General features: G+C 62.7%; 17 protein-coding genes. 7 read left to right on the top strand and 10 right to left on the bottom strand.

Annotated elements, in window-relative coordinates; genetic code table 11:
* Nucleotides 1-81: 81 nt before the first annotated feature.
* Both AC1ECN_RS29325 and AC1ECN_RS29320 read right to left on the bottom strand, forming a co-directional pair.
* Entirely contained in the window at nucleotides 82-543 is a 462-nt protein-coding gene (locus AC1ECN_RS29325; protein ID WP_018483934.1) for a carboxymuconolactone decarboxylase family protein, read from the bottom strand.
* 24 nt (nucleotides 544-567) lie between these two features.
* On the bottom strand, nucleotides 568-1,068 hold the full coding sequence (locus AC1ECN_RS29320; RefSeq protein ID WP_477954919.1) for an RrF2 family transcriptional regulator: 501 nt from the start codon (nucleotides 1,066-1,068) through the stop codon (nucleotides 568-570).
* Between the two features lie 133 nt (nucleotides 1,069-1,201).
* Here AC1ECN_RS29320 and AC1ECN_RS29315 point away from each other — a divergent pair, with 133 nt between their 5' ends.
* From AC1ECN_RS29315 to pdeM, 3 genes are all read left to right on the top strand, one after another.
* Nucleotides 1,202-1,834: a YitT family protein gene (locus AC1ECN_RS29315; RefSeq protein WP_477954918.1), complete on the top strand. Its 633-nt coding sequence runs from the start codon at nucleotides 1,202-1,204 to the stop codon at nucleotides 1,832-1,834.
* A gap of 153 nt (nucleotides 1,835-1,987) precedes the next feature.
* Nucleotides 1,988-4,498, top strand: coding sequence for a ligase-associated DNA damage response DEXH box helicase (locus AC1ECN_RS29310; protein ID WP_130671901.1), 2,511 nt, complete (start codon nucleotides 1,988-1,990; stop codon nucleotides 4,496-4,498).
* Between the two features lie 43 nt (nucleotides 4,499-4,541).
* A complete protein-coding gene (gene pdeM, locus AC1ECN_RS29305; protein WP_032982906.1) occupies nucleotides 4,542-5,267 on the top strand; it encodes a ligase-associated DNA damage response endonuclease PdeM in 726 nt (241 codons plus the stop codon).
* 32 nt (nucleotides 5,268-5,299) lie between these two features.
* Here the strand turns inward: pdeM and AC1ECN_RS29300 are convergent, their stop codons facing one another.
* From AC1ECN_RS29300 to AC1ECN_RS29265, 8 genes are all read right to left on the bottom strand, one after another.
* The gene (locus tag AC1ECN_RS29300; RefSeq protein WP_003545252.1) at nucleotides 5,300-5,881 is read right to left on the bottom strand and encodes a transglycosylase SLT domain-containing protein; all 582 of its coding nucleotides are present in this window, start codon (nucleotides 5,879-5,881) and stop codon (nucleotides 5,300-5,302) included.
* Between the two features lie 162 nt (nucleotides 5,882-6,043).
* On the bottom strand, nucleotides 6,044-6,601 hold the full coding sequence (locus tag AC1ECN_RS29295) for a dihydrofolate reductase family protein (protein ID WP_130671902.1): 558 nt from the start codon (nucleotides 6,599-6,601) through the stop codon (nucleotides 6,044-6,046).
* Between the two features lie 228 nt (nucleotides 6,602-6,829).
* The gene (locus AC1ECN_RS29290) at nucleotides 6,830-7,630 is read right to left on the bottom strand and encodes a TIGR02186 family protein (protein WP_018483928.1); all 801 of its coding nucleotides are present in this window, start codon (nucleotides 7,628-7,630) and stop codon (nucleotides 6,830-6,832) included.
* Nucleotides 7,630-8,553: a sulfite exporter TauE/SafE family protein gene (locus tag AC1ECN_RS29285; RefSeq protein WP_477954915.1), complete on the bottom strand. Its 924-nt coding sequence runs from the start codon at nucleotides 8,551-8,553 to the stop codon at nucleotides 7,630-7,632. The genes AC1ECN_RS29290 and AC1ECN_RS29285 overlap by 1 nt, the downstream gene beginning before the upstream one ends.
* 315 nt (nucleotides 8,554-8,868) lie before the next feature.
* Nucleotides 8,869-12,648: a peptidoglycan-binding protein gene (locus tag AC1ECN_RS29280; RefSeq protein WP_477954913.1), complete on the bottom strand. Its 3,780-nt coding sequence runs from the start codon at nucleotides 12,646-12,648 to the stop codon at nucleotides 8,869-8,871.
* Nucleotides 12,649-12,979: 331 nt separating this feature from the next.
* A complete protein-coding gene (locus AC1ECN_RS29275; protein ID WP_018483925.1) occupies nucleotides 12,980-13,345 on the bottom strand; it encodes a VOC family protein in 366 nt (121 codons plus the stop codon).
* Nucleotides 13,346-13,507: 162 nt separating this feature from the next.
* A complete protein-coding gene (locus tag AC1ECN_RS29270) occupies nucleotides 13,508-14,209 on the bottom strand; it encodes an SDR family NAD(P)-dependent oxidoreductase (protein ID WP_130671904.1) in 702 nt (233 codons plus the stop codon).
* 73 nt (nucleotides 14,210-14,282) lie between these two features.
* The gene (locus tag AC1ECN_RS29265; RefSeq protein ID WP_024321012.1) at nucleotides 14,283-14,966 is read right to left on the bottom strand and encodes a DNA-3-methyladenine glycosylase I; all 684 of its coding nucleotides are present in this window, start codon (nucleotides 14,964-14,966) and stop codon (nucleotides 14,283-14,285) included.
* A gap of 255 nt (nucleotides 14,967-15,221) precedes the next feature.
* Between AC1ECN_RS29265 and AC1ECN_RS29260 the strand changes: the two genes are divergently transcribed.
* The 4 genes from AC1ECN_RS29260 (at nucleotide 15,222) to AC1ECN_RS29245 (ending at nucleotide 20,943) form a co-directional block, all read left to right on the top strand.
* Entirely contained in the window at nucleotides 15,222-17,018 is a 1,797-nt protein-coding gene (locus AC1ECN_RS29260) for an acyl-CoA dehydrogenase C-terminal domain-containing protein (RefSeq protein ID WP_130671905.1), read from the top strand.
* Between the two features lie 100 nt (nucleotides 17,019-17,118).
* A complete protein-coding gene (locus AC1ECN_RS29255) occupies nucleotides 17,119-18,327 on the top strand; it encodes an acetyl-CoA C-acetyltransferase (RefSeq protein WP_018483921.1) in 1,209 nt (402 codons plus the stop codon).
* Between the two features lie 2 nt (nucleotides 18,328-18,329).
* Nucleotides 18,330-18,713, top strand: coding sequence for a cupin domain-containing protein (locus AC1ECN_RS29250; RefSeq protein ID WP_130671906.1), 384 nt, complete (start codon nucleotides 18,330-18,332; stop codon nucleotides 18,711-18,713).
* Between the two features lie 16 nt (nucleotides 18,714-18,729).
* Nucleotides 18,730-20,943: a 3-hydroxyacyl-CoA dehydrogenase NAD-binding domain-containing protein gene (locus AC1ECN_RS29245; protein WP_477954910.1), complete on the top strand. Its 2,214-nt coding sequence runs from the start codon at nucleotides 18,730-18,732 to the stop codon at nucleotides 20,941-20,943.
* Nucleotides 20,944-21,133 lie beyond the last annotated feature (190 nt).

Genomic DNA, 21,133 nt, shown 5'->3' with positions numbered 1-21,133 from the left:
GATCACGAGTGATCCGATATTCGACCGACCCGAGATTTTCGGGTCGGTTGCCAGGATGAATTCTCGGTACGCGGATATCGATCAGGCGGCCTTCGTTACCGCATCGAGCGGATGCTGTGAGCGGAAGCCGACGGCAAGCCGGTTCCAGATGTTGATCGCGCCGATCGCCACCGTAATCTTCGTCATTTCCTCTTCGGAAAAATGCGCCTTCAGCGTCTCGTAGTCGGCATCAGGCGCGCCTGTTTTGGCGATATTGGTCACCGAATCCACCCAGCCGAGCAGCGCCCGTTCCCGGGCGTCATAGACCGGCGATTCCCGCCAGACGCACATCAGGTTGATCCATTGTTCGGAGAGCCCATCATGGCGGGCTTCCTTCACATGCATGTCGACGCAATAGGCGCAGCCATTGATCTGCGAGGCGCGCAGCTTGATCAGGTGGATGAAGCGGCGCTCCAGCCCGGAGGACTGGACATATTGCTCGAGCGCGGCGACCGCCTTGTAGGCATCGGGAGCGGCTTTGGCGAAGTTGAAACGTGGTTGCATAGTCTTTCTCCTTTTGTTGGTGGCTCAACGAGCCGTCTTGCGTTCATGGATTTCAAGGAAAGCGCRGCCTCTAGCTGCGATCGATCCGTCGTCGAGAGCGTTCAGCTCGATGCCGAGATCGGCAACGCTCGTCTTGGCAAGTTCTGCCCGATAGACCCGTTCGGCTCTGAGCATCGCCGCGCTGATGTTGCAGGGCGAGGCGAAGAAGCGATCGGAGACCGGGTTCGGTCCGCGCTGGCGGATCTCGGCGCAGCGGAAGGCGGGCGCCGGCCCTTCGACCGCAAGCACGATGTCGAGCAGCGAAATTTCCTTCGCCGCCTTTGCCAGCCGATATCCGCCCTTCGGCCCCGGTACGGTATCGAGGATGCCGGCGCCCGACAGGGCCTGCAGATGCTTCAGCAGATAACTCGTCGAGACGCCGTGGAATTCCGCCAGCGCGGCCGCCGATAGCACGCCGCCTTCGGAGAGGCCGGAAAGCATCGCAACGCTGTGAATGGCCTGCTCGACCCCATCGCCCATCTTCATGCACCTGGCCTCCTCAATTCGTGGATAAAAAATATCCATGATTATGCCTGAAGTCAAGAGGCGTCCTTGCTGCTTGCCACTTGCCTTTATCCTGACCCCGGATAGAAGACGGAAAAGCCGACAGGGGAACATCATGGCATCCAACGCTTTCGCAGGCCTTCTGAATTCCAGCGCCGATCGTCACTCGCTGCTGGACGACGCCCAGGGCATCGTCGCCGGCAGCATGCTCGCAGTGCTCGGCGTAACGCTTCTCTCCGGCGCGGGGCTGCTTGCCGGCGGCACGGCGGGCCTTGCCTTCCTCGCCCATTACGCGACCGGCCTGAGCTTCGGCCTCTGTTTCTTCGTCGTGAACCTGCCCTTCTATTATCTCGCCTTCCGCCGCTTGGGCCTCGCCTTCACCATCAAGACCTTCGCCGCCATCGCGCTGACGTCGGTCCTGTCCGAATTCGTCTCGGGCTTCATCAGCATGGCGCATGTCGATCCTATCGCCGGTGCGCTCTTCGGCGGCCTCGTCATCGGCGCCGGCATGCTGGCGCTCTTTCGCCACCGCGCCAGCCTCGGCGGCATCGGCATTCTCGCCCTCTATATCCAGGATCGCTTCGGCTGGCGCGCCGGCTTCGTCCAGCTCGGCTTCGACGGCATCATCCTGGCGCTGTCCTTCTTCGTCGCAAGCCCCTTCATCATCGCCTKCTCCGTGCTCGGTGCGATCGTTCTCAACCTGACGATTGCCATCAACCACCGTAAGGACCGCTATATCGCCATGTGAATTGCTAAAGCGCGTCGCGATCTTTCAGATTCGCTCCTCGCGCTTTAGCTCTTTGTTTTTACGCATGTCGTTATCGCAAAACCGCTGCACACTTTTTGCGCGACATGCTTTGGCCGCTCTTCTCTTTCCCCGGGTTTTCACTAGTTTCAGGGCGTGGACCAGATCGATTCCGAAGCCCGTGCCCTGCTTCCCACTGCCTTTACCCGCTGGTTTGCGGAAAAGGGCTGGCGGCCGCGCGCCCATCAGTTGGAACTGCTCGCCCGCGCCGAGGCCGGCGAAAGCACGCTGCTGATTGCGCCGACCGGCGCCGGCAAGACGCTCGCCGGGTTTCTGCCGTCGCTCACCGACCTCACCCGCCGCGGCAAGATCCCGCCGGGCTCCGCCTTCACCGGCATCCATACGCTCTATGTCTCGCCGCTGAAGGCGCTTGCCATCGATATCGAGCGCAATCTGATGAAGCCTGTCGAAGAGATGGGCCTGCCGGTCACCGTCGAAAATCGCACCGGCGACACGCCGAACGCCAAGCGCCAGCGCCAGAAACTCAGCCCGCCGGATATTCTGCTGACGACGCCGGAACAAGTCGCCCTGCTGCTGGCGAACCGCGAGGCCGAGCGCTTCTTCAAGGACCTGAAATATATCGTCCTCGACGAGCTGCATTCACTGGTCACCTCCAAGCGCGGCCACATGCTTTCGCTCGGCCTTGCCCGCCTGCGCCGCCTTGCCCCCGGCCTCCAGACCATCGGCCTGTCGGCGACCGTCGCCGAACCCATGGATCTGCAGAAATGGCTGGTCGGCCAGGAAGAGGGTAGCGAACATCATGCCGGCCTCGTTGTCGTCGAAGGCGGCGCCAAGCCGGATATCTCGATCCTGTCGACCGAAGAGCGCATTCCCTGGTCCGGCCATTCCGCCCGGTATGCCATTCCGGATGTATACCGCCAGCTTGTCGAACACCGCACGACGCTGCTCTTCGTCAACACCCGCAGCCAGGCCGAAATGCTTTTCCAGGCGCTCTGGACGATCAATGACGACAACCTGCCGATCGCGCTCCACCACGGCTCCCTCGATGTCGCCCAGCGCCGCAAGGTCGAGGCGGCGATGGCCGAAAACCGGCTGCGCGCCGTCGTTGCCACCTCCACCCTCGATCTCGGCATCGACTGGGGCGATGTCGATCTCGTCATCCATGTCGGTGCGCCGAAGGGCGCCTCGCGTCTTGCCCAGCGCATTGGCCGCGCCAACCACAGCATGGACGAGCCCTCGAAGGCGATCCTGGTTCCCGCCAACCGTTTCGAGGTCATGGAGTGTCAGGCCGCCCTCGACGCCAATTATATCGGCGCGCAGGACACCCCACCGGTCGGCCGCGGCGCGCTCGACGTGCTCGCCCAGCATGTGCTCGGCATGGCCTGCGCCGAACCTTTCGACATGCTGGAACTTTACGATGAAGTCACCAGCGCCTCGCCCTATGCCGATCTCAGCTGGGAGACCTTCGAGCGCATCGTCGATTTCGTCGCGACCGGCGGTTATGCGCTCCGCACCTATGAGCGTTACGCTCGCATCCGCAAGACCCAGGAGGGCCGCTGGCGCGTCTCCAATCCTGCGGTCGCCCAGCAATACCGCCTCAACCTCGGCACCATCGTCGAAAGCCCGATGCTGAATATCCGCATGGTCAAGCGCGGCGAGGGCGGCAGGATCGGCCGCGGCGGCGCCACCCTCGGCAAGGTCGAGGAATATTTCCTCGAGCAAATGTCGCCGGGCGATACTTTCCTCTTTTCCGGCAAGGTGCTGCGCTTCGAGGGCATCCGCGAAAACGAGTGCCTCGCCTCGCAGGCCTTTTCACTCGATCCGAAGATCCCCTCCTATAATGGCGGCAAGTTCCCGCTGTCGACCTATCTCGCCGAGCAGGTGCGGGCGATGATTGCCGATCCCGATCGCTGGCGCCGCCTGCCGGACCAGGTGCGCGACTGGCTGTCGCTGCAGAACGACAAGTCGATGCTGCCGAAGCGCGACGAGTTCCTGATCGAAACCTTTCCGCGCGGCAGCCGCGGCTACATGGTCGCCTATCCCTTCGAAGGCCGTCTCGCCCACCAGACGCTCGGCATGCTGCTGACCCGCCGGCTGGAGCGGGTAGGCGCCAAGCCGCTCGGCTTCGTCGCCACCGATTATTCGCTTGCTATCTGGGGCCTCGAGGATATGGGGCTGATGATCCGCAATGGCCGGCTCAGCCTCTCCGACCTTTTCGACGAAGACATGCTCGGCGACGACCTCGAAGCCTGGCTGGACGAATCCTTCCTGTTGAAGCGCACCTTCCGCAATTGCGCCGTGATTGCCGGCTTGATCGAGCGCCGCCATCCCGGCAAGGAAAAGAGCGGTCGCCAGATCACCGTCTCCGCCGATCTGATCTACGACGTGCTGCGCAGCCACGAACCGGATCACATCCTCCTGCAGGCGACGCGGCAGGATGCAGCGACGGGACTTTTGGATATTGGCCGTCTTGGCGATATGCTGAGACGAATCAGGGGCCACATCACCCACCGCGCCCTCGACCATATTTCCCCGCTCGCCGTGCCGGTGATGCTGGAAATCGGACGCGAGGCGGTGCCGGGCGAGGCCCATGACGCACTGCTCGCCGAAGCGGCGGATGATCTGATCGCCGAAGCACTCGCCTGATGAAAAATTGGGCCTGACTGACGTATTTGGGAATAAGAGAGTGATGAACCGCCTGGCGCTGGCGCGCGACATTTCAGGACTGGCCGCGATACCAGGCATCGAGACATCGGTCCATGGCGTCGCCGCCGTCTGCGATCCGCTTGGCGCCCTCTATCTGCCCGATACCGGCCTGCTCGTCGTCTCCGACCTGCATCTGGAAAAGGGTGCGGCCTTCGCGCGCCGCGGCATGATGCTGCCGCCTTACGATACGCTGGCGACGCTGACCGTCCTTGCCGCCGTCATCTCGCGTTATGATCCGAAGCTCGTCATCTCGCTCGGCGACAATTTCCACGACCGCATCGGTTCGAAACATCTGCCGGAGAATTTCCGCACGCTGATCGTCAATATGGCCCGCGGCCGCGAATGGATCTGGATCAATGGCAACCATGATCCGGATGGCATCGTCGATCTGCCGGGCGCTTCCGCCGACGAGATGCATTATGCCGGCCTGACCTTCCGGCACGAGCCGAAGAACGGTTTGCAGAGCGGCGAAATCGCCGGCCACCTGCACCCGTCGGCGACCGTGCGCCGCCGCGAGAAATCCGTCCGCCGCCCGTGCTTTGCCACCGACGGCGCCCGCCTGCTGATGCCGGCTTTCGGCGTCATGAGCGGCGGTCTGGATCTCGGCCATCAGGCGATGAAGGGCCTGTTCGACAAGGCTTCGCTGGTGGCGCATCTGTTGGGGCGAGATCGGATTTATTCGGTCAGATATGGGAACTTGAGGGGGTAGTGCCCTTCATATTAGGACGGCACCACCTAAACTCAATCACACTCCTGCAACTGCCGCTGATACGTCCCGGCCATCCGCGCAAACTTCTGCGCCGTCTGCTGCAACTGCCCGTTCGAACGCCAGTCGCCGCGTTTGTACCCCGTCGGCCCGGAATAATAGGCAAGATAGAGATTATAGGCATCGTTCAGCGGAATGCCGGTCTCCACGCTGTTCTGGTAGTGATACCAGCCGATGAAATCGATCGCGTCGGCGAAGTTCGCCCGCCGCGCGGTCCAGTTGCCCGTCTGCGACTGATAGTGATCCCAGGTTCCGTCGAGCGCCTGCGAATAGCCGTAGGCCGTCGACGGTCGGGTCCAGGGAATGAAGCCGAACAGCTTGGTGCGCGGCGGCCGCGCATAGGGCTGGAAGCCGGATTCGGTATACATCGTCGCCATCAGGATCGGCACGGGCACGCCGTATTTCTTCTCCGTCCGCTCGGCGGCACTCTGCCAGCTGGAGAAGAGCCCGTCGCGCTCGTCGAAGACGGCACAGATGTTCCTCGTCTGCTTCGGCGCCGTCGCGCAGCCGGCAAGCAGCGCGAGACCCACGGCCGTCAGAACGATACGAGTACGCATAACAAAACCTCTCGTTTCCGAGAGATTACTAACTCGTAAATGTTAAAAACCGGTTTTTAGTCGAATGCGAACTTCTCAGGCTGCTCTCTTATGCGACCAGGGATGGATACCCTGGCCTGATCACCGGACGGCATCGCATCAAAATCTCACGGGTGAGCGCTCCTAAGCCTTGACGGGCTCGTAGCGCAGGATCACCGCGCCGCCCTCCGTCGTCGAGGATTCGATGAGCTTCAGCGGCAGCTGGCCCTCTGCCTGTTTGAAAAGCGGATTGCCGCCRCCGAGGATCACCGGCACCAGGCAAACCCTGACTTCGTCGATAAGCCCCGCTTTCAGCAGGCTATCGGCAAGCTCGGCGCTGCCGAAGATGAAGATCGTCTTGCCGTCCTCCTGCTTCAGCCGCGTCAATTCGGGGATCGGATCTCTGACGACGCGGGCATTGTTCCAGCCGGGCTCGGTCATCGTCCGCGACACGGCGATCTTGGCGATGCCGTTCATATAGGCTTTGATCTCGCCTTCGCCCTCGGCGGTCGGCCAGTAGGAGGCCATGCCCTCATAGGTTTTGCGGCCGAAGACCAGCAGATCGCTTTCCCTCCCGAACTGTTCGGCATAGCGCTGCAATTCAGGCCCCCAGGCGAGATTGTGAAAGTCGATATCCCACGGCTTCGTGCCTTCGAAATAACCATCGAGCGTCATCAGGTTCCAGACAACAAGCTTCCTCATTTCCATCCTCCTTCTGAATTGCCAATCAAGATAAGACCGATTGCGTTTAGCAACTGGTTGAAAACTAGTTCGACTGATAGCAAAATGCAAGCGGTTTTTTTGGGGAGGCATGGATGAGCTGCCGCCAAGACATCCGCGTAGCAGCTCCCGCACAGCGGGGGCGACGCCCGACCCAAATCGATAGAAGAAATAAACAGAGGAAATGGAGCGTCGCGCCTTGGCGGCGGATCAGTCCTTGCGGAAGATCAGGCTGGCACCCCAGCCGGTGATCACGGCGAGCAGCACGGCCGCGCAGCCGTAGAGGATCGGCTGATCATGCGCCGCATCGGTGATCGTCTGCTCGATGCCGGTCTTGATGACCCGCAGCGGCAGCGATTTCTCGGTCACGAAAAGACCGCTCTTGAAGAGATAGGCGCGCACGCTGTGCACGCCGTTCGGAATGTTCGCCGGCAAGCGCAGGCTCGCCTTGAAGAGGTTGGAGGAAACGAACCGCACGCCGCTGGGGTTGCGGTCATAGAGCCCGCCACCCTGCTGCAGCCGCCGAAAGGCGTCGCGGAATTCGCCGAGATTGCTGCCGTCGCCGACGAAGCCGACCGGCGTCAGCGGAATGTGGTCGATGCCGATCCCCTGATCGGTCAGGTCAAGCGGCGTCACGATGTCGTCGATCATCCGTGAACTCGACATCGAATAGGAATGCGGCACCGCTTCGAAGGTCATCGAGCGGGTGTTCACCCAGATGCCGAAGACGCGTTCCTTCTTGCGCACCGTCGCATCCTCGCGCGGGCCTTCCAGCACCACGACCACGTCATATTGGCCGACGGCGAGCAGCAACTGGTCGGTGTTCGAGAGCGCCCCGAAGATGGTCAGATCCGCGCCGTGGAAATCCGAGGTGATGGCGATTTCGCTGGTCGACGTGCCGATTTCCAACCCTTCACGCACCGCCTCCGTTGCCTGCCCTGGCAGCCATTGCGCTCCGGCAGAGGCCGGCAGCAGGCAAAGCAACGCGATGACGAAAGCAACCAGGCGCATCAGTTGCCCGCTCCCATCACCACCGAATAGACGTCGGCCGGCGCCACCACCAGCGCGATCGCCAGACGCAGGCCGACGGCGAGCACCAGCAGGCCGAGCAAGGCGCGCAGCTGCTCGCCGCGCAGCTTCTGGCCGACGCGCACGCCATATTGCGCGCCGATGACACCCGCCACCATCAGGATGAAGGCGAGCACGATGTCGACGGAGAAGTTCGTCGCCGCCTGCACGATCGTCGTATAAGCGGTCACAAAGATGATCTGGAACAGCGAGGTGCCGACGACGACATTGGTCGGGATGCGCAGCAGGTAGATCATCGCCGGCACCATGATGAAGCCGCCGCCGACACCCATGATCGAGGTAAGGATGCCGATCGCAAAGCCGAGTGCGACGATTGGAATGACACTGAGATAGATCTTCGATTTCTTGAAACGCACCTTCAGCGGCAGCTTGTGCACCCAGTGCTGGTGGCCGGGCTTGCGCGGTGCGGGCGGCTCGTTGCGCGCTGCTCGCCGCATGGCATTGATGCTTTCGAGCAGCATCAGTCCGCCGACGGTGCCGAGGAAGACGACATACATCAGCGAGATGATGAGATCGAGCTGGCCGATGGCGCGCAGCAGCGAGAAGATCCAGATGCCGACCGTCGCACCCGTAAGACCGCCGACCAGCAGCACCGTGCCGAGCTTGACGTCGAGCGAGCCGCGCCGGAAATGCGTGATCGCGCCCGATATCGACGATGCCACAACCTGGTTGGYGCCGGTCGCGACTGCGACGACAGGCGGAATGTTATAGAAGATCAACAGCGGCGTGATCAGAAAGCCGCCGCCGACGCCGAACATTCCAGACAGGAATCCGACGGCCGCCCCCATGCCGAGAATGATGAAAATGTTCACCGACAATTCTGCGATGGGCAGATAGATTGTCACAGCCGACCCCGAATGATGACCGCTCCTGCCGGGCGGTTTCTTGTCACGTCCCCGTTCGAATGCGCACCATACTGTGAAATCGTTGCCAGAGGCTTTCGATCGGCCCCGTGATTAGCCATAGAGATTGGCGGAGAGATCGGTGGCAGAGGATTCGCCGGATGCGCGGATCGATATGTCCGGGCATAATCCGGCTTTTTTCAGGTTTTGTGACAGACTGCGGTAAAATTGGAAAAAGCCTTGCGGCATAGTGCCGCCAGGCGTTTTTCATTGCCCGGAACAAAGAGTCGAGACGATCCCGCGTCGATGCGACGCGCCTCAGATCGCCTTGCTGCCCTGCTTGTTACGTTCTAGCAGCGCCTTCACGGTCGCGTCGGTCACCTTGCCGTCCGGCTCCTGGCCGACGGACTTCTGGAAGTTTTTGATCGCGCCCACGGTCTTCGCACCCATTTCGCCGTCCGGAACTCCGGCGTCGAAGCCGTTATTGTTGAGGATCGCCTGGATGTTGCGGACTGCCTTCTTCATGTCGACGGTCGCCGTCTTCGCGCCGGTGCCGGCCCATTCGTCGGGAATGTCGATGGTGTTCGTGCGGTGGTCGACCGGCTCCGGCTTCCAGAGATCGGCCTTGGCGCGCGCCCGTTCGAGCTGGTCGGGCTTCATGGCTTTGGCCACTTCGTCGCGCTTCTGCGCCGCATCCTTGTCGCCGGCCTTGGCGGCAATCGCAAACCATTTGTAGGACTCTTCGAGATCCTCCGGAACCCCGTTGCCGCGTGCGCAGAGGATCGCCAGGTTGAACTGGCTGTCGGTGATGCCGAGGTTCGCTGCCTTGGTGAACCACGAGGCGGCCGTTGCATAATCCTGCTGGCCAAGCGCGCCGGAGGCGTAGAGGACGGCGAGATTGTGCATGGCGCTGGCATTGCCCTGGTTTGCCGCCTGCTCGTAAAAACTCTTCGCTTTGGCGATGTCGCGTTCGACGCCGTTGCCCTTCTCGTACATGCTGCCGAGCCGGTATTCTGCCGGCGCAAAGCCTTTGTCGGCCGAAAGCTGGTACCAGCTCGCCGCCTGCTTCTGATCGACCGTCATGCCGTTGCGGCCGTCGGAATAACGCGCGCCGATTTCGAACAGCGCCAGCGCATCGCCGCCGCTCGCCGCATCGGCAAGCGATTTCGGCTGGACGGTGTCTGGAATGGTGATGGCGGCCTGCGGTGCGGGTGCGGGAACGAAGCCCGATGTCTCCTGCGCTGCGCCGGACGGAGCGGGAGGGGCAAAGGTCGCTGCCCCTTCGCCGTCGAGCGGCACCATATCGGTCAGATGGTCGCCGGCGACCGGCGGGGTTGCTTCCGGCTGCGCCTGTTCGGCGGCGGGCGGTACAGCTTCCGCTGACGGAGCGGTCGTTCCGAGAGCGGCGGCATCCGGCTGGGCAGGTGTTGCTTCGGGCAAGGCCGGCGCCGGGTTTTCCGCAGCACCCGTCAGCGCCGAGACTTCCGCTGGCGGCTGCGGCGCGCGCTCGCCGCTCGTCAGCGTTCGGGCGAGCGGAAAGGCCATGATGGCGAGCAGCACGGCGCCGACCGCCAGCAGGATCGGCCGCCGGTAGCGCGAAAAGGCGCTGGTCTTGTCGGTCTTGTCAGAAGCCTTGCCGGCCTTGTCGGCATTCGCGCCCTTCTTCTCGGCCTTGCCGGCTGCCTGCTTCGGATTGGCATCCACCTCCATCGCGGCCGCCTGCGCCGCACGGCGCGCAGCAGCGATATAATCGGCGCGATCGGTTTCACCGGCAGGTTTGCCGCGCGCCGCACTCTGGCTGGCGCGAACCCGTTCAAGGATCTTCTTTACGTCAGGTGCGCCCGAGCCTGGCTCGAGCAGTTCGTTTGCCGCATCCGTTGGCACCACGTCGGTGGGATCGATCGACGGCGCGGGATCGATCATCGGACGTTCGGTCGCCCGGCTCTCGGCTTTCTTGCCGGGCAGCAGCCGCTTGCCGAGGCTGGCGAGCAGGCTGGCCTTCGCCGGGACCTGTGTCCGTGCCGCTGTCGCAGCCTCCGTCGTCCTGGTCGCGGCTTCGATGGCGATCGCGCTCGTTCCGCTCATGGCGGTGGCTTGTGCCGGGGCGGCAGGCTCTGTTGCGACCTCGGCCGTGCGGATAACAGGAGAAGCCTTCGCTGTCGGGGCAGCGGCTGGCGTCCGGGCCATCTCGGCTTCGGCCACCATCAGCGCATAGGGATCGACATCGAAATCGACGTCGGCGACCGGCATCTGGGCGAGCGGCCGGCCGCGATCTTCCATGCCGTCGAGGCGGTCGGCGATATGCACCAGCGTCTCGTGCAGCGCCTGGAAAGTCTTGTGCGTGCGTTCCTCGCTGTCGCGGCTGAGATCCTCGAGGTGGCGCAGATCCTCGGCCAGCGCCGTCAGCGCCGACATGTCGGCGGCGGGCATGACACCCTGCGGGCCGCCATGACGCGAATAGGCTTCGACGACAGCCTCTGCCGCCTGGCGTGCGGCCTCGATGATATATTCGTCGCTCGTCGCCATATAGTCTTCGATCGCGCCCATGCGCTGGTCGAATTCGGGGGGTATCGCAGCGCTCTCGCGCGGCGCGCTCATCAGCGCCGACAGATTGGCGATCTGGTCTTCGAGGTTCTTCAGCGCGCGCGGATCGGTCGGCGCTGCCKATGTGCTTTCCTCCAGGCGGGCGGCAATGTCGCTCAGCCGTCCTTCGAGACGCAGGAAGGCGCTGTCGTCGGCTACCGCGGCGGGCGCCGGCGCCTGCTGCTGATAGGCCATCTCGTCGATGCGCCGGGCGAGATGGTCGAGCCGCTGCGCCAGCACGTCGTTGACGGCGCCATTCTCAAGCGCGTCGATCTTGCGGGAAATGTCGGAAAGCGTGCCGGTGAGGTCGGGCTGCGGTGCCGTCTCCTGCGTGCGCTCCAGCAGATAGGAAAGATGTTCCAGCCGTTCGTCGAGCCGCGACGTCGCTTCCGCCTTCGTCATCTCCTCGACGCGTCCCGTCAGCGCCTCCAGCCGCATCGCCAGCTCGTCGGCCGGGTTCACGCGGCTGGCCGCATCATGGCTCATCAGGTCGATCTGATCGGCCAGCGCCTCCAGCCGGTTTTCCAGCCGCTGCATCAGGCCCGGATCATTCGCAGTGGCCGTGCGCCCGCTTGCCGCGATCGCCCGGCTGATCTCGTCGAGCCGGATGTCCATGGCGGCGAACTGTTCGGACATCACCCGGTCGTGCGGCTGGATCATGTTGCCGAAGTGCTCCATCGCCGTGGCGATGGAGATGAGCTTGTCTTCCAGCGCCCGAACCGCCGGGCTTTCGCCCATGCCGCCGATATGGCGCTTGATGTCGTCGAGCCGATAGGCAAGCGAAACGAGCTCTTCCTGCAGCCCTTCGGTATCGAGCGCCGCAAGCCGGTTCTCGAAACCGTCCCAGCGGTTTTCCATATGGCGCAGCGAATCCTCGCGCGCCAGTCCGTCCATCAGCGAGCGCAGCTCCTCGAAATCCTCGCGAAGGCCGGTGGCCTCCGGCGCGGCGGAGCGGCCGGTCAGTTGGGTGATGCTCTGGGCAAGGCGGCCCATATCGGCGCGCATGTCGTCGGCGAAACGGCCGTCGCCAGCATTTGTCTTGATCTCGCGCAGCTCGGCGCGCAGCGCGTTCATCTCACGGGTAACGCCCTCGGAAATGTCGCGCTTCAGGTCCTGCCGCAGGTTGACGAGGGCCTGGGCAATCTCCGTCATCGTATCGTCGCCGGCGCGCAAGGCCGGCGCCGGCACTGGAGCGGCGGCGCGCGGCACAGGTTCGCGAAGCTGCGGGGCCTGTTCGCGTGCGTAGGGCCGTTCGCGGCTGGCTTCGAGCGCGCGCTGGCGTTGACGGATTTCGGCGAGCGGATCGGGCCGCGGCTCGGGCGGGGCCTTTGCAGGCCGGGGAGCATGGGAGCCGGCATAAGCATCGCGCTCGGCCGTTGCCGTGCGCGGCCGCTGTTCGCGCCCGCTGCCCATCAGCCCTTCGATGCGTGCCTCCAGCCCTTCGATCGTGCGGTTCAGCGCATCGAGCGAGGTCCTGTCGGACTGTCGGGAAGGATTTGATCGCGATCCGTTCATGTTCTTGCTCGCTTCGACTGTTCGACCTCTCGTCAGAGCTCGATCTTTGGCTTTTCCGTCTGCTGCCCGCCTCTTTACGCGGACCGGAGCGCACCATTCATAAGACGATAGTCAATTAGACTTTCCTCAAGCTGAACGATGTAGCGGCATCCTTAAGGAACGCGAGACTGGGAAAAGGAATGCGGATCGCTACTGCTCAATCCGCACCTTTCACGAAACGTGGTAAACAAGCCGTTAATGCCGATGGGAATTTTTTAACGTTTGTGTTCAAAACGCCGTTTTTGGCGGCAATTGCCGTTGAACGCGTCACATCGAATGGCCACTCGCGCGCTCAGGCGGGCCTGGGATATTGCAGCTCGATTTTCACGCCTTCGGGTCCGTAGACGAAGACCTGGCCGAGATCGGTGTCGGGAATATCGTAATATTCGTAGCGATAGCCGGTCGCCTTGATGCGTTCCAGCGCCGGCCCGAATTCGTAAAGACTGAAGGCGACATGGTTGAAGATGCCGGGCGGAAAATCGGTGCTGCGCGATGTCAGGCTGAGATGGATGACCGGGCGCTCGTCGAGATAGAGCCAATGGCCGGGCGAGGCGAAGGGCGGCCGATAGCCCTCGCTAACGCCGAGCACGGTCTCCAGGAAGCCGATCATCCCGGGCGCATCGCGGGTCTCGATGGTGACATGGTCCAGACGCGGCATCAGTGTCCTCCCGGCCAACTCCGAGAATGAACATAATCTGTTTGACGTCGCCGCGAAAGTTGCCTCGCCGTGGCAGTATGCCGCCGCCAGAGCATGATGCCGAAAAGTGTGAGCGGTTTTCGGACGACATCATACTCTGATTGTTTAATCTAGAACTGAAGCTCAGAAGCTTTCCGTCCAGGGCCGGACTTCCACCTCCAGCGACCATGCGCTGCGGTGCTGGCGAAGCACGTCGATATAAGTCTGGGCGATCGAATCCGGCAGCAGCGTGCCATCCGGCTTCTCCACCCGGTCCGGCCGGGTCTGCGAGCGCACCGCGCCGTCGATGACGAAATGCGCGACATGGATGCCCATCGGCCCGAGTTCGCGGGCAGCACTCTGGGCAAGGCCACGCAGCGCGAACTTGCCCATCGCGAAGGGTGCCGATTGCGCAAAGCCCTTCACGCTTGCCGACGCGCCTGTCATGAGGATGGCGCCGCGGCCGCGCGGGATCATCCGCCGCGCCGCCTGCTGCACCACCAGGAAACCGCCGAAAGCGGTGGTCGCAATCGCCTTCTCGACATCGGCGGGGTCGAGTTCGGCAAGCGGGCCGCGCTGACGGGCGCTGGCATTGAAGATCACCACGTCAGGCCCGCCGATCGCAGCGGCCGCGGCTTCGAAGAGTGCTGCGACGCTCGCAGGTTGCGAGACATCGGCGGTAAAGGCACTGGCGCCGGTCTCCTCGATGAGGCCTTGCAGTTTCTCGATATTGCGGGCGGCGAGCCCGACCTTGACGCCCTGCGCCGACAATTGCCGGGCAAGCGATGCGCTGATGCCGGAGCCCGCGCCGACAATCAGCGCGCTCTCATAGGGAAAATCGATCATGATCTATTCCTCGATGGATCGTCGCAAAGACGTAGGAAGTCCGAACGGCCGGCGCCACCACCCGGCCGGAATTTCAGTGTGCTGAATCGATCGAATAGGCGCTGATGCGCGAGAGATGGATGAAGGAAAGGCCCGTTTCCTCCGCCCAGTCATTGAAGGCCTGCTGGATCAGCTGCTGGTCCTTCTTCGTCGTGCCGGAGGAGGAGAGCGGCACGCCGGCCGATCGGAGGCAGGCGAGCACGTCGATCGTCGCGATGAAGCTGTCGCGGCCGATGCCGCGCAGGAAATATTGTCCAGTCATGCCGCCGAGCCGGTTGCCGCGTTTGCTCAAAAGGTCGAGAAGGCCGATCTGGTCATCCCCAGGCCAGTCGGCGAAGAAGACGCCGGCGCTGCCATATTCCTTCGCCAATTCCCTGATGAAGGCGGCATTGGCCCGAACCGACATGATCTTGGCGCCGTTGCGGATGATCCGCTCATCCGAGGTGAGGGCGTGCCAATAGTCGTCGGGCGCAATATTCAGCATCGCCGGATCAAAACCGGAAAACGCTGCCTCGAAACCTGGCCACTTGCTGTCGATCACCTTCTGGACGAAACCACTGTAGAAGATGCGCCGGGTCATGTCTGCCAGGATGCGATCGTCGGGCACGGCGCGCAGCCGCTCGTGATCCGGTCGATGATTCTCCAGCAAGGCCTGCAACGCGGCCGCTCCGCCCTTTCGTTCCTCCGCACGCTGCCTTATCGCTTCGAAACTGATTATGYGGCCCTCCTGAAACATTGCCCGATGGCGGCTTGAACGACGCTTCCGTTTATACGCCGTTCTGCGATGGACAAGGAAGATGAGATGGCGTCTCTTCCTTTCGGCGCTTGAGCGCCCAACGGATTCGCGCGTTCGAATTTTTCATGAAAAGACGGCCAAGGTGCAAAATTTGACGTTTACGCAAACGTCAATATTTTGTAAGACAGTGCCCGAGGCCGGAGCAATCCGGTCAGTCGAATGGGAGGAATTTGAGAGATGCCAGTCTACAAGGCCCCGGTGAACGATACGCTCTTCGTCCTGAACGACGTGCTGGGCCTCGAACGCTACAACAATCTGCCGGGTTTTGCCGACGCGACCCCCGATATGATCGAAGCGATCCTTGGCGAGGCCGGAAGGGTTGCCGAGGAAGCTCTCTTTCCATTGAACTATTCCGGCGATCAGGAAGGCTGCACGCGCCACGACGATGCGAGCGTCTCGACGCCGAAGGGTTTCAAGGAAGCCTATAAAGCCTATCGCGAAGGCGGCTGGATCGGCCTTGCGGTGCCGGAGGAATTCGGCGGCCAGGGGCTCCCCTATACGCTGCATACCGCCGTCGGCGAATATACCTCGGCGGCCAACATGTCGCTGATGATGTATCCGGGCCTGACGCAGGGCGCGATCGCGGCACTCCTCGTCCACGGCTCCGACGAGCAGAAGGCCACCTATCTGCCGAAGATGGTGGACGGCACGTGGTCAGGCACCATGAACCTGACCGAGCCGCATTGCGGCACCGATCTCGGCATGCTGCGCACCAAGGCGGTGCCGCAGGCTGACGGCAGCTACAAGATCTCCGGCCAGAAGATCTTCATCTCCGCCGGCGAGCACGACCTGACCGACAATATCATCCATCTGGTGCTGGCCCGTATCGAGGGTGCGCCTGAGGGCACCAAGGGCATCTCGCTCTTCATCGTTCCGAAATTCCTCGTCGGCAAGGACGGCGCACCGGGCGCCCGCAACGCTGTCTCCTGCGGCGCCATCGAGCACAAGATGGGCATCCACGCCAACGCCACCTGCGTCATGAATTACGACGAGGCGACCGGCTTCCTGATCGGCGCCGAAAACCGCGGCCTCAACGCCATGTTCGTGATGATGAACGAGGCCCGCCTGATGGTCGGCCTGCAGGGCATCGCCATTTCCGAGATCGCCTATCAGAACGCCGCCAGCTATGCCCGCGATCGCATCCAGGGACGTTCGCTGTCCGGCCCCAAGGCGCCGGACAAGAAGGCCGATCCGATCATCGTCCATCCGGACATTCGCCGCACGCTGATGACCATCCGCGCTTTCAACGAGGGCGGCCGCGCCTTCCTGCTCTGGACCGCGCTCAAGTCTGATATCGCCCACCGCGCCACCGACGAGAAGGAGCGCCAGACGGCCGACGATATTCTCGGCCTCGTCACCCCGATCCTCAAGGGCGTGATGACCGACAAGGGCTTCGATCACGCCGTCATGGCCCAGCAGGTCTTCGGTGGCCACGGCTATATCGAAGAACACGGCATGAGCCAGTATGTGCGCGATGCTCGCATCGCCATGATCTATGAAGGCGCCAACGGCATTCAGGCGCTCGATCTCGTCGGCCGCAAGCTCGCCTTGAACGGCGGCCGCGCCGCCATGGCCCTCTTCAAGGAGATCGGTGATTTCTGCGAGGAGAACCGCAGCAACGAAAAGCTCTCCTTCTTCACCAAGCATCTGAAGAAGGGCTTGAACGATGCCCAGGGCGCGACCATGTGGTTCATGCAGAATGCCATGGCCAAGCCCGACAATGCCGGCGCCGGCTCGACCGACTATATGCACCTCTTCGGCCTCGTCATTCTCGGCTATATGTGGGCGAAGATGGCYAAAGCCGCCGAGGACGGCCTTGCATCCGGCGATGCCGGCCGCGAGGATTATCTGAAGAACAAGCTGGTCACCGCCCGCTTCTTCATGGAACGCCTGATGCCGGAAACCGCGCTTCGCAAGGCCCGCATCGAAGCCGGCGCCGAGACGATGATGGAACTGGCCGCCGAAGCGTTTTGAGCCGGTTCTCCCTCCCCCTTGTGGGGAGGGCTGGGGAGGGGTCTTATCTCCTCCTTCCAAGATTTGAGGCAAGATAGATTGCCGTCAGGGAGATGAGACAATGACCGAGGTTTTCATTTACGACCACGTGCGCACGCCGCGCGGCCGCGGCAAGAAGGACGGCGCCCTGCATGAGGTGCCCTCCGTCCGGCTCGCGGCAAAGACGCTGGAGGCGATCCGCGACCGCAACGGGCTGGACACGGGCACGGTCGACGACATCATCATGGGCTGCGTCGATCCGGTCATGGATGCCGGCGCCGTCATCCCCAAGGCCGCCGCCTTCGAAGCCGGTTACTCCACCAAGGCGCCCGGCATGCAGATCTCCCGCTTCTGCGCCTCCGGCCTCGATGCTGTCAATTTCGGTGCCGGCAAGATCGCTCAAGGGGCCGACGACATCGTCATCGCGGGCGGCGTCGAAAGCATGTCCCGCGTCGGCCTCGGCATGTCCGGCGGCGCCTGGTTCATGGATCCTTCCGTGAATTTCCCGGCCTATTTCATGCCGCAGGGCGTCTCAGCCGATCTGATCGCCACCAAATACGGCTTCAGCAGAACCGATGTCGACGCTTACGCGGTCGAGAGCCAGAAGCGTGCCGCCCATGCCTGGGAAAAGGGCTGGTTCGACAAATCGGTCATCCCGGTCAAGGACCAGAACGGCCTGACGATCCTGGCAAAGGATGAACACATGCGCCCCGGCACCGACATGCAGGCGCTCGCCTCCCTCAATCCGTCCTTCCAGATGCCTGGTGAGATGGGCGGCTTCGAGGCCGTCGGCATCCAGGCCCATCCGGAGATCGAGCGCATCAACTATGTCCACCATGCCGGCAATTCCTCCGGCATCGTCGATGGCGCCAGTGTCGTCCTGCTCGGCTCCAAAGCCGGCGGTGAGAGCATGGGCAAAAAGCCGCGCGCCCGCATCAAGGCTTTCGCCAATATCGGCTCCGATCCGGCCCTGATGCTGACCGGGCCTGTCGACGTCACCGAGAAGCTGTTGAAACGATCAGGCATGAACCTAGCCGACATCGACCTCTTCGAACTCAACGAGGCCTTCGCTGCCGTGGTGCTGCGCTACATGCAGGCCTTCGACATCGACCACGACAGGATCAACGTCAATGGCGGCGCCATCGCCATGGGTCATCCGCTCGGCGCCACCGGCGCGATGATCCTCGGCACGGTGCTCGACGAACTTGAACGCCGCGATCTCAACACCGCGCTGGTGACGCTCTGCATCGGCGCCGGCATGGGCACCGCAACGGTTATCGAAAGGGTCTGACGATGGGCTTCAACACCGGCACGATCGAAACCGAATATGCCGAGGTCACCGAGCACTGGTCGCCCCGCGTCATCGCCGATCTCAACGGCCAGAGCGTCAAGCTCGCCAAGGTTAAGGGCCAGCTCGCCTGGCATTCCCACAGCGACGAGGACGAGCTTTTTCTCATCTGGAAGGGAGCGCTTACCATCGAATATCGCGACCGCCCGCATGTGCATCTCAAGAGTGGCGATTTTCATGTCGTGCCGAGGGGTGTCGAGCATAATCCTGTTGCCGAGGAGGAATGCTGGATCGTGCTTTTCGAGCCGTCGCAGACCAAGCATACCGGCGATGTCGTCACCGAAAAGACGAAGACCTTAGACGCGCAGCGCAGCCATTTGCCGGCCTGATCGGGGAGGAAACCCAATGACCTACACCAATTTCACGCTCGAAACCGACGCCGACGGCATCGCTCTCGTCACCTGGGACATGCCCGGCAAATCGATGAACGTCTTCACCGCCGAGGTGATGGCCGAACTCGACGCCATCATCGACGCCACGACCGCTGATGCCGCCATCAAGGGTGTCGTCTTCACTTCGGGCAAGTCCTCCTTCTCCGGCGGCGCCGATCTGTCGATGATCAAGTCGATGTTCAGTTCCTATCAGGAGGAGAAGGCAAAGAGCCCAGAGACGGCGGTGCAGAACCTCTTCGGGCTGGTTGGCCGCATGAGCGGCCTGTTCCGCAAGCTCGAAACGTCCGGCAAGCCCTGGGTTTCCGCCATCAACGGCACCTGCATGGGCGGCGCTTTCGAACTGTCGCTCGCCTGCCACGGCCGCGTCGCCTCCAATGCCAAGAGCATCAAGATCGCGCTGCCCGAGGTGAAGGTCGGTATCTTCCCCGGCGCCGGCGGCACGCAGCGTGTGCCACGGCTGGCGAACGCCCAGGACGCGCTGCAGATGATGACGACGGGCCAGTCGTTGACCGGCTCCCGCGCCAAGGCGATGAACCTCGTGCATCAGGTGGTCGAGCCGGATCTGCTCATCCCGGCCGCCAAGCAGATGATCAAGGATGGCCTGAAGCCGATCGCCCCCTGGGACGAGAAGGGCTTCAAGGCGCCGGGCGGCGGCATCTGGACGCCGGCTTCCGCCCAGCTCTGGCCGGCAGCTCCGGCGATCCTGCGCCGGGAAACATCGGGCAATTATCCGGCAGCACTTGCCATCCTGAAATGCGTCTATGAAGGCTTGCAGGTGCCGTTCGATACCGGCCTGAAGATCGAGCAGCGTTATTTCACCGAGGTGCTGCAGACCCGCGAAGCCTTCTCGATGATCCGTTCGCTGTTCATCTCCATGCAGGAGCTCGGCAAGGGCGCCCGCCGCCCGGCCGGTCACGCGAAGACCGAGCTGAAACATATAGGCGTCGTCGGCGCCGGCTTCATGGGCGCCTCGATCGCTTATGTCACCGCCGCCGCCGGCATTCCGGTGACGCTGATCGACCGCGACATCGAAGCGGCGACCAAGGGCAAGACCGTCTCGGAAGGCCTGGTCAAGGATTCGATCGGTAAGGGACGTCTTACGCAGGACGAAGCGGCTGCACTGCTCTCCCGCATCACGCCCTCGGCAGACTATGCCGACCTCGCCAATGCCGATCTCGTCATCGAGGCGGTGTTCGAGGATCGCGAGGTGAAGAAAGCGGTCATCGAGGCGGTCGAAGCCGTGTTGCCCGAAGGCGCGATCTTCGCCTCCAATACCTCGACTCTGCCGATCTCAGGTCTCGCCAGGAATTCGAAACGCCCGGCCGATTTCATCGGCATCCACTTCTTCTCGCCTGTTGAGAAGATGATGCTGACCGAGGTCATCCTCGGAAGCGACACCGGCGACAGGGCGCTGGCCGTCGCTCTCGACTATGTCGCGGCCATCAGGAAGACGCCGATCGTCGTCAACGACACCCGCGGCTTCTTCGTCAATCGTTGCGTGCTGCGTTACATGTCGGAAAGCTACGACATGCTGATCGAGGGCGTGCCGCCTGTCATGATCGAGAATGCCGCCAAGATGGCCGGCATGCCGGTCGGTCCCCTGGCGCTCAACGACGAGGTCGCCATCGACCTCTCGCTGAAAATCCTCAAGGCGACGGTCGCCGATCTCGGCGAAAAAGCCATCGACCTCAGGCATATGAAACTCATCTCCCGCATGGTGGAAAAGGAGGGCCGTTTCGGCCGCAAGAATTCCAAGGGCTTCTACGACTATCCGCCGAAGCCGGCCAAGAAGTCCCTCTGGCCCGACCTCAAGACCTTCTATCCGCAGAAGCAGGCGGATGAGGTCGACGTCAACGTCCTGAAACAGCGTTTCCTCGTCACCATCGCGCTCGAAGCCGCACGCACGGTGGAGGAAGGCATCGTCACCGATCCGCGCGAAGCGGATGTCGGTTCGATCCTGGGCTTTGGCTTCGCGCCCTATACCGGCGGGGCGCTGAGCTATATCGACGGGATGGGCGCGCAGGCTTTCGTGGAATTGGCGGAAAAGTTAGCCGCTGCTTACGGAAGTCACTTCAAGCCGACGCCGCTGCTGAAGGACATGGCCGCCAAGGGCGAGACGTTTTATGGCCGGTTCGACCCCTATGCGAAGGTGGGGAAGGCGGCTTAGGCCGCCTTTCCATCCTGCCGCGGCGCTACGACGTTCAAGAATTATTCGACTTCACCCTCGCCATTTGAATTCGACTTTCCCTTGCTGCGGCCTTGTCACGGACACAATTTCCGATTACATGTTCGCGCATCGATCTTGCTAGATGAACTTTGAAACGGCCTCGCGTCGTTCCTGGCGAACTTCCTCCAAA

It is taken from the genome of Rhizobium sp. 01N447_2 (assembly GCF_056399245.1).
Note: the sequence above shows the minus strand (reverse complement) of the source record. Positions and strands in the feature narration are given on the sequence as shown.